The 13,159-nt window shown below is 62.9% G+C and carries 18 protein-coding genes; 4 read left to right on the top strand and 14 right to left on the bottom strand.

The genetic code is table 11. The features are described 5' to 3' along the window. Positions 1-161: 161 nt before the first annotated feature. Both ndk and LB547_RS31435 read left to right on the top strand, forming a co-directional pair. Positions 162-584: a nucleoside-diphosphate kinase gene (ndk, locus tag LB547_RS31430; protein ID WP_010915217.1), complete on the top strand. Its 423-nt coding sequence runs from the start codon at positions 162-164 to the stop codon at positions 582-584. A gap of 131 nt (positions 585-715) precedes the next feature. Then, positions 716-1,324: a class I SAM-dependent methyltransferase gene (locus tag LB547_RS31435; RefSeq protein ID WP_140738121.1), complete on the top strand. Its 609-nt coding sequence runs from the start codon at positions 716-718 to the stop codon at positions 1,322-1,324. A 26-nt stretch (positions 1,325-1,350) separates the two neighbouring features. On the opposite strand, the gene LB547_RS31440 is transcribed toward LB547_RS31435, so the two are convergent. From LB547_RS31440 to LB547_RS31465, 6 genes are all read right to left on the bottom strand, one after another. Continuing rightward, complete coding sequence (locus tag LB547_RS31440; RefSeq protein ID WP_140561848.1) at positions 1,351-2,112, bottom strand: YbaY family lipoprotein; 762 nt, start codon at positions 2,110-2,112, stop codon at positions 1,351-1,353. Between the two features lie 91 nt (positions 2,113-2,203). Next, positions 2,204-2,686, bottom strand: a complete 483-nt coding sequence (locus LB547_RS31445; protein WP_140517865.1) for a molybdenum cofactor biosynthesis protein MoaE — start codon at positions 2,684-2,686, stop codon at positions 2,204-2,206. Position 2,687: 1 nt separating this feature from the next. Beyond that, complete coding sequence (gene moaD, locus LB547_RS31450; RefSeq protein WP_140520631.1) at positions 2,688-2,942, bottom strand: molybdopterin converting factor subunit 1; 255 nt, start codon at positions 2,940-2,942, stop codon at positions 2,688-2,690. A gap of 1 nt (position 2,943) precedes the next feature. After that, positions 2,944-3,540 (bottom strand): CDP-diacylglycerol--glycerol-3-phosphate 3-phosphatidyltransferase, encoded by a 597-nt coding sequence (gene pgsA, locus LB547_RS31455; protein WP_140494400.1) that lies wholly within the window; start codon positions 3,538-3,540, stop codon positions 2,944-2,946. A 171-nt stretch (positions 3,541-3,711) separates the two neighbouring features. Next, positions 3,712-5,775 carry an excinuclease ABC subunit UvrC gene (gene uvrC, locus LB547_RS31460; RefSeq protein WP_140764325.1) on the bottom strand — a complete coding sequence of 688 codons (2,064 nt, stop codon included), beginning with the start codon at positions 5,773-5,775 and terminating at the stop codon, positions 3,712-3,714. Next, positions 5,772-6,533: an SDR family oxidoreductase gene (locus LB547_RS31465; protein ID WP_140517862.1), complete on the bottom strand. Its 762-nt coding sequence runs from the start codon at positions 6,531-6,533 to the stop codon at positions 5,772-5,774. The genes uvrC and LB547_RS31465 overlap by 4 nt, the downstream gene beginning before the upstream one ends. Positions 6,534-6,944: 411 nt before the next feature. Between LB547_RS31465 and LB547_RS31470 the strand changes: the two genes are divergently transcribed. Next, entirely contained in the window at positions 6,945-7,601 is a 657-nt protein-coding gene (locus LB547_RS31470) for an outer membrane protein (RefSeq protein WP_140494406.1), read from the top strand. A gap of 62 nt (positions 7,602-7,663) precedes the next feature. Here LB547_RS31470 and LB547_RS31475 read toward each other — a convergent pair whose 3' ends face one another. The 3 genes from LB547_RS31475 to LB547_RS31485 form a co-directional block, all read right to left on the bottom strand. Continuing rightward, positions 7,664-8,260 carry a glutathione S-transferase family protein gene (locus LB547_RS31475; RefSeq protein ID WP_140494408.1) on the bottom strand — a complete coding sequence of 199 codons (597 nt, stop codon included), beginning with the start codon at positions 8,258-8,260 and terminating at the stop codon, positions 7,664-7,666. A gap of 384 nt (positions 8,261-8,644) precedes the next feature. Continuing rightward, on the bottom strand, positions 8,645-9,091 hold the full coding sequence (locus tag LB547_RS31480; protein WP_140494410.1) for a histone: 447 nt from the start codon (positions 9,089-9,091) through the stop codon (positions 8,645-8,647). A 142-nt stretch (positions 9,092-9,233) separates the two neighbouring features. Further along, on the bottom strand, positions 9,234-9,404 hold the full coding sequence (locus LB547_RS31485; protein WP_181167200.1) for a hypothetical protein: 171 nt from the start codon (positions 9,402-9,404) through the stop codon (positions 9,234-9,236). A gap of 226 nt (positions 9,405-9,630) precedes the next feature. On the opposite strand from LB547_RS31485, the gene LB547_RS31490 reads away from it, so the two are divergent. Then, positions 9,631-9,942, top strand: a complete 312-nt coding sequence (locus LB547_RS31490; protein WP_140494412.1) for a transcriptional regulator — start codon at positions 9,631-9,633, stop codon at positions 9,940-9,942. A 133-nt stretch (positions 9,943-10,075) separates the two neighbouring features. Here LB547_RS31490 and LB547_RS31495 read toward each other — a convergent pair whose 3' ends face one another. From LB547_RS31495 to LB547_RS31515, 5 genes are all read right to left on the bottom strand, one after another. Continuing rightward, the gene (locus tag LB547_RS31495; RefSeq protein ID WP_140494414.1) at positions 10,076-10,528 is read right to left on the bottom strand and encodes a hypothetical protein; all 453 of its coding nucleotides are present in this window, start codon (positions 10,526-10,528) and stop codon (positions 10,076-10,078) included. Between the two features lie 113 nt (positions 10,529-10,641). After that, positions 10,642-10,902: a DoxX family protein gene (locus LB547_RS31500; protein WP_181165134.1), complete on the bottom strand. Its 261-nt coding sequence runs from the start codon at positions 10,900-10,902 to the stop codon at positions 10,642-10,644. 35 nt (positions 10,903-10,937) lie between these two features. Next, the gene (locus LB547_RS31505; RefSeq protein ID WP_140584457.1) at positions 10,938-11,786 is read right to left on the bottom strand and encodes a 23S rRNA (adenine(2030)-N(6))-methyltransferase RlmJ; all 849 of its coding nucleotides are present in this window, start codon (positions 11,784-11,786) and stop codon (positions 10,938-10,940) included. Then, the gene (locus LB547_RS31510; RefSeq protein ID WP_140666186.1) at positions 11,783-12,394 is read right to left on the bottom strand and encodes a hypothetical protein; all 612 of its coding nucleotides are present in this window, start codon (positions 12,392-12,394) and stop codon (positions 11,783-11,785) included. Before LB547_RS31510 ends, LB547_RS31505 begins: the two co-directional genes overlap by 4 nt. A gap of 37 nt (positions 12,395-12,431) precedes the next feature. Next, complete coding sequence (locus LB547_RS31515) at positions 12,432-13,040, bottom strand: TetR/AcrR family transcriptional regulator (protein WP_224519188.1); 609 nt, start codon at positions 13,038-13,040, stop codon at positions 12,432-12,434. Positions 13,041-13,159: the final 119 nt, after the last annotated feature.

Below are 13,159 nucleotides of genomic sequence, written 5' to 3' on the forward strand. Positions count from 1 at the left end.
CCCAGCCTCCATCCGCTGGCGATAAAACCGGACAACTCACGTGCTACCTAATCCGGACAACTCATCTGCTTACGACACCTCTGTCGACTTCCTCTTGGCAATGGGCCGGCCGGCTTGTATAGAGCCCGCCACTCCCAATCCAACCAGACAAGGACGACCCAATGGCGCTCGAACGCACCTTTTCCATGATCAAGCCGGACGCAACGCGGCGCAATCTCACCGGCGCTATCACCAAGATGCTGGAAGATGCCGGTCTGCGCGTCATCGCTTCGCGCCGCGTTTGGATGAGCCGCCGTGAGGCGGAAGGTTTTTACGCCGTCCACAAGGATCGTCCGTTCTTCGGCGAGCTGGTGGAATTCATGTCGTCGGCGCCGACGATCGTGCAGGTGCTGGAAGGCGAGAACGCCATTGCCAGGAACCGTGAGGTGATGGGCGCCACCAACCCGGCCAACGCCGCCGAAGGCACCATCCGCAAGGTGCATGCGCTGTCGATCGGCGAGAATTCGGTGCACGGTTCGGACGCGCCGGAAACCGCCGCGCAGGAGATCAAGTACTGGTTCTCCGACACCGAGATCGTCGGCTGAGCCGACCCTGGCATTGTGACCGAAAAAGGCCGGCGGATTGCCGGCCTTTTTCATTGAAACGGATCGATCCGGCACTGCCGTTGAACCCTTGCCCGCGCTAAAGTCGGTCAGGCACAGGGAGCCGGCGAAGCATGACCAGCACCATTCCCGGCTTCTTCCAGGGCACCGAGATGCCATCGAGCGGCTGGTGGGAGGTGCTGTGGCCCGACCCCGGTGCCGTGCTTTCGTCAACGGGACTGAAGCCGGGCATGGAGGTGGCCGACCTCTGCTGTGGCGACGGCTGGTTTACGTTGCCCATCGCCAGGGTCGCCCGCCATGTCGTCGGCATCGATATCGATGCCGACCTGCTCGACGTCACCCGTCGCCGGCTCAATGAAAACGGCACGAGGAATTTCGATCTCGTAGCGGGCGATGCCTATGAACTCGCGAGCCTGATATCCCGCCCCGTCGATTTCATCTTCATGGCAAACGCCTTCCACGGCGTGCCGGACCGGCCACGGCTGGCGCGAGCCGTTAGCGAAGCGCTCGTCCCTGCCGGACGCTTTGTTGTCGTCAACTGGCATCAGCAGCCGCGTGAACAAACCACGGTGCTCGGCGAGCCCCGCGGACCGAAGACCGAATTGAGGATATCGCCGGAACAGACCATCACGGCCGTCGAGGCGGCCGGCCTCAAATTCATCGAGCTGGTCGAGGTGCCGCCCTACCACTATGGCGCCGTGTTCGAAAAAATGAGCGGCTGACCTCCGCCGACAGCCGTTTCACGGCATCAGCTCGCGGCGCTGAAACGCAGGATTTCGCGGCCGTTCCCGTCGGCGATGGTCAACTTGCCGGCATCGACTTTATACGAAGCCGCCTTTGCCAGAGCCTCGAACAGCGCCTTTTCCTCCGCCATCACCTCGGGCGCGCAGGCCTTGTAGGTCGAGCCGATGTCGCTGATCGCGATCTTCTGGCCATCGAGGTTGGCGGTGGCAAAATAGCTGTTGCAGGGACCGTTGCCGCCGGCCTTGCCTGCTTCACTCACCCGGAATGTCGCTTGCGGCGCGGCGATGGCTACGCCGTCGACATAATCGAGAAGCCAAAGCTGATCGAGAACGGAAGCAGTGGGCTCGGGGCTTGGCGTCACCATCTTGAGCATGATGGTTTGCGGCGCATCGGTCAGCGGATCGACTTGATGGCGCTCATCCGAGATGAACAGGAGCCTGTCGCCGACGGTGATGCGGGCCTGCAACGCATAGGTCATCCGCCGCTGGATCCGGGACGGATCGAATTTGACCGTAAAACTGATCGGCACCTGGCCTGCCGGCGTCAGCTTCTGTTCGCCGACGATTTTGGCGGGCGCATCGGCCAACGAGACATCGGCAAGCTGGACCGAGAGCACGGCATTGGGCGGCAAGGCGATGCGCTCGCGGTAGGTCACCTCGCCTTTCAGGGCTTTTTCGGCGGCCACGGAGAGTTCCGGCACGGCCAGTATACCGACGACCAGAGGCACGAAACCGAAGACGAAGAACTCCGCTATCCTGTCCAGCACGACCATCTCCCTTCCCCGGGCTGGCCACAGCCCAGGCTGACCAACAACGAATTGGCCAAAGGATTGCGGTCAATGCGTGGCTGATGCAAAATTATTCGGACGGTGGCCTTTTCCAGCGCCCTGCCGCCTGCTCGTCTTTCTCCTTGGCCTCGACCCAGCCGCCCTCGGAGCCGTCGGCATGATGCTCCTTTTTCCAAAAGGGAGCCTGCGACTTCAGATAATCCATGAGGAAATTCGCCGCCTCGAACGCGGCTTGCCGATGCACGGAGGCCGCCACCACCAGCACGATGTTCTCGCCTGGCCGGATCTTGCCATGACGGTGGATGGCGGTGATGCCCTGCAGCGGCCAGCGCTGAACCGCTTCGGCCGCGATGCGGGCGATTTCGGCCTCTGCCATACCCGGATAATGCTCGAGCTCAAGGGCCGAGAGCGTCCCCTGCTCGTCACGGCACAGGCCCGAGAAGGTGACCACAGCGCCGATGTCGGCGCGGCCTTGCGTCAGTCTGGCGATTTCGGCGGCGACGTCAAAATCCTGCGCCTCGACGCGCACGACAGGTACGACCGCGCCGGCCATCTCAGCCCCCGGTCATCGGCGGAAACAGCGCGATCTCGCGCGCGCCAGATATCTTTTCGCCGTGCTCGACATGTTCCTGGTTGATAGCGACGCGGATCACGTCGGGATATTGCAGCGCATGGTCGTATTCCTCGCCGCGCGACTTCAGCCAGCGCAAGAGGTCCGCGACCGTCTCGACGCCATGCGGCAAGTCCACGTCTTCGTCCGGCTTGCCGATTCGCTCCCGCACCCAGGCGAAGTAGATGAGCTTCGTCATCCTATTCGTCCATGATGTGCTTGAGGCCGGCGCGGAAGTAGTCATAGCCGGTGTAAAGCGTGACCAGGGCAGCGATCCACAACAGCACCAGGCCGGTCTGTGTGGTGAGCGGAAAAATCTTGTCGCCGGCCGGCCCGGCGAGCAGGAAGGCGATGGCGACCATCTGGATAGTGGTTTTCCATTTGGCAAGCTGCGTCACCGGCACAGAGACCTTGAGCGCGGCCAAATATTCGCGCAGGCCCGAAACCAGGATTTCGCGGCACAGGATGATGATCGCCGCCCACAGAGACCAGCCGGCAATGCCGGCATGGCGGTCGGTGTCGGCGGCAAGCAGCAGCAGGCATGTCGCGACCAGCAGCTTGTCGGCAATGGGGTCGAGCATCTTGCCGATGTTCGAGGTCTGCTTCCAGGCGCGGGCGAAATAGCCATCGAAATAGTCGGTGATGGACGCCAGCAGGAAAATGATCAGCGCCGACCAGCGGGCGAAGTCGCTCGACTTCAGATGTCCCTCGAGGAAAAAGCACAGCACCACCAGCGGCACCGCGATAATGCGGGCGTAGGTGAGGATGTTCGGAAGGTTGAACGCGCGCTGAGCCATATCCGGGGGAACTCTTTCTGCCTGCGTACTCAAATCAGAAGCTGATGTAGGGGGTCAACAGGCCAAAATCGATTGGCCAGCAAAAATAGGCCAATCTTGTCATCTCGCGGGCTACGCCGCGCCGCTCCTTGCTTCGCCCGGGAGCCGACGGTCGCTTTCGGGCGACATGCATCAGTTCTCGTGGAAATGGTTGTAAACCAGTCTGGCCACCTGCTCGGAAATGCCTTCGACCTTTACCAGGTCCTCGATTGCCGCGCGACCGACCGCCTTGGCGGTGCCGAAATGCATCAGCAGCGCCCGCTTGCGGCTGGGGCCGATGCCGCCGATCTCGTCGAGCGGGCTCTTGACCATCTCCTTCTTGCGGCGAGCCCGGTGCGAGCCGATGGCGAAACGGTGAACCTCGTCGCGCAGGCGCTGGACAAAATAGAGCACGGGATCGCGTACCGGCAGCGAAAACGAGTCCCTGCCCTTGACGAAGAAGCGCTCGCGGCCCGCGTCGCGGTCCTGGCCCTTGGCGATGCCGATGGCCACGACCCGGTCCTCGATGCCGAGATCGGCGAGGATCTTGCGCACCGCGCTCATCTGGCCCTGGCCGCCATCGATCAGGATGACGTCGGGCCAGGCAGGGAAGCCGCCCGACATGTCGCCCTCATCGCTGTCCGCCTCGCCTGCCGCGGCATCGTTGGGCGTCATATCGCCATGCTCCTTGAGCAATCGTGAAAACCGCCGCTCCATCACTTCGCGCATCATGCCGAAATCGTCGCCGGGCGTGATCTCGGTCGAGCGGATATTGAATTTCCGGTACTGGTTCTTCACAAAACCTTCCGGCCCGGCGACGACCATGGCGCCGACGGCGTTGGTGCCCATGATGTGCGAATTGTCGTAGACCTCGATGCGCACCGGCGGCTTTTCGAGCCCGAAGGTCTCGGCGAAGCCGGCGAGCAACCTGGCCTGCGTCGAGGTTTCGGCCAGCCGACGGCCGAGCGCCTCGCGGGCATTTTGCAACGCGTTGTCGGTCAGGTCCTTCTTCTCGCCGCGCTGCGGCACCGAGATCGATACTTTGCGGCCGGCGCGGGTCGAGAGCGCCTCGGCCAACAGTTCCTGGTCCTCCACGGCGTGCGACAGCAGAATGGCCTGCGGCGTCGGCTTGTCGTCGTAGAACTGCGCCAGGAACGAGCCCAGCACCTCTGCGCCTTCCAGCGCCGGATCGGCCTTCGGGAAATAGGCGCGGTTGCCCCAGTTCTGGCCGGTGCGGAAGAAGAACACCTGGATGCAGACCTGGCCGCCCTCCTGATGGATGGCGAAGACATCGGCCTCGTCGACGGTCTGCGGATTGATGCCCTGGTGGCTCTGCACGTGCGAGAGTGCCGCCAGCCGGTCTCGATAGATGGCGGCGCGCTCGAAATCGAGGTCTTGCGAGGCCTGCTGCATGGCGGCCGAAATCTCGGTCTTCACCTTCTGGCTGCGGCCGGAAAGAAAATCCTTCGCCTCGGCAACCAGCTCGGCATAGTCGCTATGCGAAATCTCGCCGGTGCACGGACCGGCGCAGCGCTTGATCTGATAGAGCAGGCAAGGCCGCGTGCGGTTCTCGTAGAAGGAGTTGGTGCAACTCCTCAGGAGGAAGGCGCGCTGCAAGGAATTGATGGTGCGGCCGACCGCGCCCGCGGAAGCGAAGGGGCCGAAATAATCACCTTTGCGCGAACGCGCGCCGCGATGCTTGTAGATGCCGGGCGAGACATGGTCGCCGGTCAAGAGGATGTAGGGAAACGACTTGTCGTCGCGCATCAGCACGTTGAAACGTGGCCGCAGCCGCTTGATGAGGTTGGCCTCCAACAGCAGCGCCTCGATCTCGGTGCGAGTGACGACGAACTCCATCGTCGCGGTCTCGCGCACCATGCGGCCGATGCGGTTGGTGTGGAAGCGGCCTTGCGCGTAATTGGTGACGCGCTTCTTCAGGCTGCGAGCCTTGCCGACATAGAGCACGTCGCCATTGGCATTCATCATGCGGTAGACGCCCGGCGCATTGGGCAGCCGCTTGACCAGCGTCTGGATCACTTCGGCGCCGACCATGCCGTCGGCATCGCCGGCATGCGGCGTCCAGTCGATGGCGGTGAAGGCGACGTCCGGGCCGGCCGGTTCGACGATCTCCTCCGCCGCCTCGTCCTCGACGTCGATTTCGGGAGGCAGATCGTCGGCGCCGCCACGCATCTTGTGTTTCTGCTCTGCGGGACTCATTCCGTCATGCCTGTCACATCAGGTGTGCGCCATGCAAGATGCTGGCCGCCATCAAGCGCGATCATCTGCCCGGTAACCGAGCGGGCTTCCCAGAGATAGCGGATTGTGGCGCCGAATTCCGGCAATTGCGGGCCGCGTTTCAAAATGAGACCGGCGAGTTGCGCGGCAAAGTCACTGTCGTCCTGGTGCGCGTTCTTCAAGGTCGGGCCGGGACCGATGGCATTGACGCGGATGCGCGGGCCGAGCGCCTGCGCCATCATCTGGGTTGCCGTCCACAAGGCGGACTTCGACAGCGCATAGGAGAAGTAGCGCGGCGTCGGCCGCCAGACACGCTGGTCGATCATGTTGACGATCAGCCCCTCCCGCCCGTCCGGCAGGGCCCGGGCAAAGTTCTGCGCCAACAGCGCCGGGGTCTTCACATGAATGGCGAAGTGGCGGTCCCAGCCCTGCCAGTCGAAATCAAGAACCGAATCGTCCTCGAACAGCGAAGCGTTGTTGACCAGCAGCGAGATCGGCCCGAGCGCGGCTTCGGCGCGGCCGACCAGGTCGCCGACCTCGGCCATGTCGGTCAGATCGGCGGCGACCACGGCGGCGTGGCCGCCGGCGCGGTTGATCCGCTGGGCAAGCGCATCCGCGTCATCGCGCGAGCGGTTGCAGTGAATGGCGACGGCAAAACCGTGGGCGGCGAGATCCTCGACAATCGCGCTACCGATCCGTTTTGCCCCGCCCGTCACCAGCGCCGCGGTGGCTTTGCTCATCTGTTGTCAATCCTCGGTTTCGGCGCGAAGGAGGGCGCCGGCAAATTATGGCCCGCCACCCGTTAAATGGCGTTCGCAGCTGCGGCAACATTGTGGCGAAACGGCCGGTTCGGCATCTCGAGCCGGCCGGCAATGAGCCGGCCTCAACACAATATAGGAGGCTGGACTCCTTGCACCAAGCCACCTGCGGTGCAGCACGGCCAATCTGCTGACATTTCGCTGTTGCGAAGATGCAACGCCAAATTTCTGCCTCATTCGCGCCGGGGAATGACCCAAGTTCAGGTTCGCTTCAGCCGTATTTCGACACGACATTTGGAACCGACGAACGCCAGATCCGTTTCACCCCCCGGACGGGTTGATGGGCGATCGTAAGAACAAGCCTGTGTCCTGTGGCTTAAGGAGTAAACAACAATGCAAGCCAATCTCAAATTCGCACGGCCGCTGGCCGTAGCGCTCGGGCTCTTCGCCCTCGGTGGAACTGCCTATGCCGCCGATGTGGTCCAGGAAGAGCCGCCGGCGCCTGCCCCGGTCGCCGAACTGCCCGTCGCGTCCTGGGCCGGCCCCTATGCCGGTCTTAATCTTGGCTATGGCTTCAGCGGCCGTACCAAGGAAAAGGATTTCGACGTTGAAACCGATACCAAGGGCTTCATCGGCAGCGTCTTCGGCGGCTATCAGTGGCAGCAGGAGAACTTCGTCTACGGCGGTGAAGCCGAACTCGGCTACAACGGCGTCAAGGGCGACGATAATGGCATCGATTCCAAGGCCGGCTTCGAAGGCTCGCTGCGTGCCCGTCTCGGCTACGCTGTGACCCCGGAAATCCTGCTCTACGGCACCGGTGGTCTCGCCGGCAGGAGCCTGAAGGTGGAGGACAGCGTCCTCGGCGCCAGCGACCGCGCCACCATGATCGGCTGGACCGCCGGTCTTGGTACCGACATCAAGCTGACCGACAATGTGTTCGGCCGCGTCGAATACCGCTACACCGACTTCGGCAGCAAGGACTTCGATGGCATCGGCAAGGTCAAGGCCACCGACAACCGCGTCACCTTCGGCGTCGGTATGAAGTTCTAAGTCGTTCAAGCCACGACACGAAGAAGCCGGGCCTCGCGCCCGGCTTTTTTATTGTCGGCCGCTCACGCGGGAACGCAGGGTTTCAGGTCCGGGAATTTCTCATCGAAGCGCGCGGCCCAGCGGACCAGCCGGTTGCGGCCTTTTTCCCATTTCCCGGCGAAACGCAGCGCCAGGTAGCCAAGGCAGGCGCGCAGCGCCATCTGGCCGGCGGTGATCTTCTTCGGCAGTTTCGGCGGATTGGCGTTGAGTAGATCGAGCGCGGCGGTGATCTTCGCCCACTGGCGATCGAGCCAGGGCTGGTAGACCATCTCCTCGGGCCGCGTGCGGCGCTCATAAACCATCGACAGCGCACAGTCGCAGATGCCGTCCGCCAACGCTTCCAGCACTTCCGCTTCCAGCCGCTTGTCGGGATTGCGCGGAAACAGCGCGCTCTTCGACATCCGGTTGAGCTGCTGGGTGATGGCTCGGCTGTCGTGGATCGAGCGGCCGTCGTCGAGCACCAGCACGGGGATCTTGCCCAGCGGATTGGCGCCGATCAGTTCGGCCGGCTTGTCTTCGGTCTTGACAGGCGCCAGGTCGACCGCGATGCCGGCATAAAGGGCCGCCATTCGTACCTTGGAACTATAGGGGGACGTGGAGGCGTAAAGCAGCTTCGGCATGATCGGGTTCCTGTTGGCAGCCCGTCACTGTTGACCGGGCGCCCTTCCCCGCGCAACAGCCAGAAGCGGAAAAACCAGCCGCCAGCAGCCGGCGACCACTCCTGCATGCCCTGGTCTCTTGTACGCCTTGATCAGGATGCGCCACATGTGATGACGGCAACACTCCGACAGGCCGGACAAGACCAACGATCGTTCCGCCGCCGCACGATAGCGCGCAACAAAAAGCCCACCGGACTTCGCCCTGCGGCGAAGTCCTGGGAGCTGCGAAAGATATCTGACGTCCGCCCCTCTCGTTGCGCCCCAATGCCAGAGCAGAGGGCGCGAGGCCTCAACGGCACCTGCCCTCATTTCTGCCGACACGGTCCCCGGCGCGAAGAAACGTGACTACTTCTTCGCGGCCTTCGCCGGCGCTGCTTTCTTGGCGGCTGGCGCCGCCTTCTTCACCGGTGCCGAAGACTTCGCCGCGGCAGCCTTGGCCGGAGCCTTGGCAGGGGCTGCCTTCTTGGCAGCGGGCTTGGCCGCGGCCTTGGCAGCCGGCTTCCTGGCCGGAGCGGCTTTCTTTGCCGGAGCGGCCTTCTTGGCCGGTGCAGCCTTCTTTGCAGATGCGGCGCTGGCCTTGGCGGGCGCTGCCTTCTTCGCCGCCGGTTTCGCGGCTGTCTTGGCTGCCGGCTTCTTGGCCGGTGCCGCCTTTGCCTTCGGCGCTGCCGCCTTCGGCTTGGCAGCGGGTGCTGCTTTCTTGACCGCGGTCGCGGCTTTCGCCGCCGCCGCTTTTACAGGTGCTTTCTTTGCCGGTGCCTTGGATGCCGGCGCTTTTGATGACTGCTTAGCCATGCGATGCCCCTTGCGTTATGCCGACGACCGTTAATGGCCCGGCGTGTCATGCTTATCTGACTCGCGCCTCGCTAGCCAGCGAAGCAATGATATGATTTTCTCAGCTTAAATTTTCGTTGCGATCGACACATGATCACACTCATCATCGCAAAAATATGGCGTTATCTTCCGATATCGCCAGCAATTTGGCATCGACATTCTCGATGCGCTGCGTGGGCGCGCCTGCCATGAAGCTGCAAAGATCAGCAAGCAGCTTCGCGCATTGATCTTCGGCCGCGAATATCATGAGCTGCGGCTTATAGAGAATGATCATCTTTTGCAGGCGACCGGTCCCTTCGGATTACAAGTGCAATGCGATGCGCCGATCTGGAGATCACCTTGTCAAGCCTGGCTTCATCACTGAATTGACAGATTACTCTGTATGCCAGAGTATTCTGGCAAGTGTGTTCGATGTCGTTCACAAAGGCGAATGGTTAGTACTGCCCGAGGCTGCAGAGCCGTAGGGTGACAGCTCAAGGTCCGCAGCATTGGAGCCATTGATGAGTGCCGACGACATCATCCATCAGGGTACACGGCTCAGGATCATGGCCGCCCTGAACACGCTGGAAAGACGCGAGGCGCTGGAGTTCACGCAACTGAAAGCCATGATCGAAACCACCGACGGAAATCTCGGCGCGCATCTCGATACGCTGGCCAAAGCGGGCTACGTCGATGTTGAAAAGCTTTTCGTCGGGCGGCGGCCGCGGACACGGATCAAAGCAACGACGATCGGGCGCCGCGCTTTTCGCGGTCACGTTGCCTTTCTTCGAAAGATCATCGGTGAAGCCGAGGCGACGCGAGGCAGGAAATAGCACTGCGATTGGCAAACATTGTCGGCGCGTGCCGCGCGGCACATATTTTCGTCAGGGCCGATACCCCGAGTCGCAGAAAAGGCCCGCGGCTTGAGCCGCAGGCTCTAACGAAATCGAGACTGGAAACCGCCCGCTAGCGCAGGATGCGGCAGCGGCCGTTGTAGACCATCCAGCGGTCGAAGCCCGAGACGCAGAATTCGACATTGTCGCCGATCGAGGCAAAGCCCTGGCCTTCCTCGATCAGGTACCAGATGGCGCGGTCGCGGCCATCTGACAGGGCGACCGTGGCGCCGCAATAGCGCCGGCCGATCGGCCATTCCTCGCTGGCCGGCAAGTAGCGGTGCTGGTGGATGCGGTGGAAATCGGTGATCGCGACATCCGGCAGGTGCGGGACGTGCCGCACCTGATAGGAGAAGCGGCTGGTGATCTTGTTCAGCACCCAGGCTTCGCCGCAAATGCCGCTGTCCTCGTCAGAATAGACGGCAAGATCGGCGGCTTGCGCCGCCTGGGTGAAGCCAAGCGATGTGCCAAATGGCGTGCAGAGCGAGATCAGGGCGGCAAGGGCGGAGCGGGCGAAGCGAGTCATGGCAGCCTCTCAAGGTCGATTGCGCGCACTGTGCGGGATTCGCCGGGCGGCGGTCAAGCGATTGCATTGACAATGGTTTCCAGGGCGTGGCCGCCGACTTTGGCCGCCGGCCATCAGCCGGGGCGCGCCGCCAGCAGCAGCCCGCCGATAACGGCGATGTTGACCAGGAAGGCGGACCTCAGCGCCTGCCTTTCCGGCCCGTGATGGCGCCAGAAGGGCAGGACGAGCAGGTTCGCCGCCACCGTGAACAGGATGAGCGCGCCGGCGGCATAGGGCACCGCGGCGCCGATGGCGAGGCAGAAGCCGGCCACCAATTCCAGCGGAGCGGAGCCGGGCCGGCCGCAGACCCGCTTTAACTGTTTGTCTTGGCGCATCTGTAAGGACGCCGCTCGCAGCCTGCATCCCGCTGCTACTCCCCTGCCAGCCAGTTCAGCGTCCAGTGCGCCGGCTTTTCCAAGACCAGCAATTTGTGCAGGGCCGGCAGGAGAATGCGCAATTCACCTTCCAGCGTGAAAGGCGGGTTGGCCACGACCAGGCCGCTGCCGTCGAGGCTGGGCTCTTGCGACGCGGGCCGGATTTCGAATTCGATGTCGAGCAATTTCGGAACGCCGGTTTCCTTCAGTGCCTTGCGGAAGCCAATCACCGCCTTGCGGTCCTTGATCGGATACCACAGCGCATAGATGCCGCCCGGCCAGCGCTTGTGCGCCTTCGCCAGCCCGTCGACGAGGCGGCCGAACTCGCCCTCTTCCTCGAATGGCGGATCGATCAGCACCAGTCCGCGCTTTTCCTTCGGCGGCAGGTGTGCGCCGAGCGCCAGCCAGCCGTCGAGCTCGATCACCCTTGTCTGGAAATCGCCGGCGAATTCCGTCTTCAGCTTCGCGACATCCTTCGGGTGCAGCTCGATCGCCGATAGCCGGTCCTGCTTACGCAGAAGGTGCCGCGCGACCAGCGGCGAGCCCGGATATTTTTTCAATGGACCGTCTGCGTTGCACGCACGCACCGCGTCGAGATAGGGAGCGAGCAGCATTGCGGCCTGGGCTTCGGGCGCGGCATCGACCAGCCGGCCGATGCCGCCTTGCCATTCGCCGGTCTTCTGCGCCTCGGGCGAGGACAGATCGTAGCGGCCGATGCCTGCATGAGTGTCGATGACGCGGAACGCCTTGTCCTTCTGCTTCAGATATTCAAGCAGCCGCGTCAGCACGACGTGCTTGAGGACGTCGGCAAAATTTCCGGCGTGATAGGCGTGGCGATAGTTCATGTGGAACCCCTGCCCCAACGTGGCGGCGGTGGCTGTGAATTCGGATTTTGCGGCCGGCCGCCGGCAGAACGCAAGGACAGCAGGAAGCCGATCAAGCCGATCGCCATCAGCGCGAAGCCAACCGGTCGCGCACGGCTGTCGGTCTCGCCCACACCGGAGCGCAAGACAAGATCGACCGCGCGTATCGGGATGTCGTCGGCGTCGCCGGGACCGACGGTGAAGACATAGGGGCCGGGGCCGACGGTCCGGATCACGCCAGCCTCATCGCGGAAGATCTTGTCGGGCAGTTGCGGGCTCGCCTGACGCGGATTGTCGGAATGATTGAACTGAAGCGTCGAGGCAAGCACCGTGCGGCCGCCGGAGGCGGCTGTCAGCGTCAGCACCGTGCGCTGCTGCGAAACGATGCGCTCGGCCCTCGCGGTCAAGTCGACCAGCACCCTGACCGGCGCATCGCGCGCGGCAAGCGGCACTGTGACCTGCCTGAAGCGGCCACCCTCATAGACCCGCCAGTTGCCGATCTGGTGACCGGAGAAATTGGTCATCGCCCATGGATAGATGGCGCCGACGCCGATGCCGGCGAGCAGGATCAACAGGAACAGAAAGCGCATTCAGGGAATCACCTTGTAATCGGACGTTGCCGGACAATTAGCCTGCATTGGCGCTGTCGCGCAGGCGCTCCATTTCGTCCAATAGCATGTCGAGGCCGAGTTCGAATGTCTTGTCGAAACCGCCGGTGCCGAAATAGGTCCCGGCCGCCATGACACTGGGGAAATCCTTCGCCAGTTGCTCGTCGTCGACGGTGGTCACCGCCGACGGGCCCTTGGCGTAGCCCGCTGTCTCGTCGAGGATCGCGCCCATGAGATAATAGCTGGCGGTGCGAAACAGCCTGGCGCTGAGTTCCGGGCCGAAACCGCCAGCCTCGAACAGGCCGATGACGCCGTTCAGCATCGCAAGGCAAGGCGGCGAATTCATCCGGTAGACGACAAGGAATGGCGCAAAGGCCGGATGCTCACTCGCAACACGGCGAAACTCATGCATGACCATCCGAATCCTGTCGCGCCACGGCATGCTGTCGTCGGGGATAACCATCCCGCTGACCTGGCGATCGACCAGCGCCTCATAGAGGTGCGCTTGCGAGGGGAAGTGATGATAAATGCTCATCGCCTCGCAGCCGAGCACGGCGGCGAGCTTGCGCATCGAAAAACCGGAAAGGCCCTCCTTCTCGATCACCTCGAAAGCGGCATCCTCGATCATCTCGCGGGATAGCCGTCCGCGTGCTCGCTTTTTTTTGATCGATGAGTCCATGGCCGCGCTTGACAACTTACAGCGTAAGGTTCATTTTTCACTTCACCTTACACAGTAAGGCTAACAAA

The organism is Mesorhizobium sp. B264B1B, assembly GCF_020165765.1.
GTDB lineage: Bacteria > Pseudomonadota > Alphaproteobacteria > Rhizobiales > Rhizobiaceae > Mesorhizobium.

What these genes read in the sequence shown, in the direction of transcription:
- ndk (WP_010915217.1), top strand. Translation starts at nt 162, where the DNA reads ATGGCGCTCGAACGCACCTTTTCCATGATCAAGCCGGACGCAACGCGG.
- LB547_RS31435 (WP_140738121.1), top strand. Translation starts at nt 716, where the DNA reads ATGACCAGCACCATTCCCGGCTTCTTCCAGGGCACCGAGATGCCATCG.
- LB547_RS31445 (WP_140517865.1), bottom strand. Translation starts at nt 2,686, where the DNA reads ATGGCCGGCGCGGTCGTACCTGTCGTGCGCGTCGAGGCGCAGGATTTT.
- moaD (WP_140520631.1), bottom strand. Translation starts at nt 2,942, where the DNA reads ATGACGAAGCTCATCTACTTCGCCTGGGTGCGGGAGCGAATCGGCAAG.
- pgsA (WP_140494400.1), bottom strand. Translation starts at nt 3,540, where the DNA reads ATGGCTCAGCGCGCGTTCAACCTTCCGAACATCCTCACCTACGCCCGC.
- uvrC (WP_140764325.1), bottom strand. Translation starts at nt 5,775, where the DNA reads ATGAGTCCCGCAGAGCAGAAACACAAGATGCGTGGCGGCGCCGACGAT.
- LB547_RS31465 (WP_140517862.1), bottom strand. Translation starts at nt 6,533, where the DNA reads ATGAGCAAAGCCACCGCGGCGCTGGTGACGGGCGGGGCAAAACGGATC.
- LB547_RS31470 (WP_140494406.1), top strand. Translation starts at nt 6,945, where the DNA reads ATGCAAGCCAATCTCAAATTCGCACGGCCGCTGGCCGTAGCGCTCGGG.
- LB547_RS31475 (WP_140494408.1), bottom strand. Translation starts at nt 8,260, where the DNA reads ATGCCGAAGCTGCTTTACGCCTCCACGTCCCCCTATAGTTCCAAGGTA.
- LB547_RS31480 (WP_140494410.1), bottom strand. Translation starts at nt 9,091, where the DNA reads ATGGCTAAGCAGTCATCAAAAGCGCCGGCATCCAAGGCACCGGCAAAG.
- LB547_RS31485 (WP_181167200.1), bottom strand. Translation starts at nt 9,404, where the DNA reads ATGATCATTCTCTATAAGCCGCAGCTCATGATATTCGCGGCCGAAGAT.
- LB547_RS31490 (WP_140494412.1), top strand. Translation starts at nt 9,631, where the DNA reads ATGAGTGCCGACGACATCATCCATCAGGGTACACGGCTCAGGATCATG.
- LB547_RS31495 (WP_140494414.1), bottom strand. Translation starts at nt 10,528, where the DNA reads ATGACTCGCTTCGCCCGCTCCGCCCTTGCCGCCCTGATCTCGCTCTGC.
- LB547_RS31500 (WP_181165134.1), bottom strand. Translation starts at nt 10,902, where the DNA reads ATGCGCCAAGACAAACAGTTAAAGCGGGTCTGCGGCCGGCCCGGCTCC.
- LB547_RS31505 (WP_140584457.1), bottom strand. Translation starts at nt 11,786, where the DNA reads ATGAACTATCGCCACGCCTATCACGCCGGAAATTTTGCCGACGTCCTC.
- LB547_RS31510 (WP_140666186.1), bottom strand. Translation starts at nt 12,394, where the DNA reads ATGCGCTTTCTGTTCCTGTTGATCCTGCTCGCCGGCATCGGCGTCGGC.
- LB547_RS31515 (WP_224519188.1), bottom strand. Translation starts at nt 13,040, where the DNA reads ATGATCGAGGATGCCGCTTTCGAGGTGATCGAGAAGGAGGGCCTTTCC.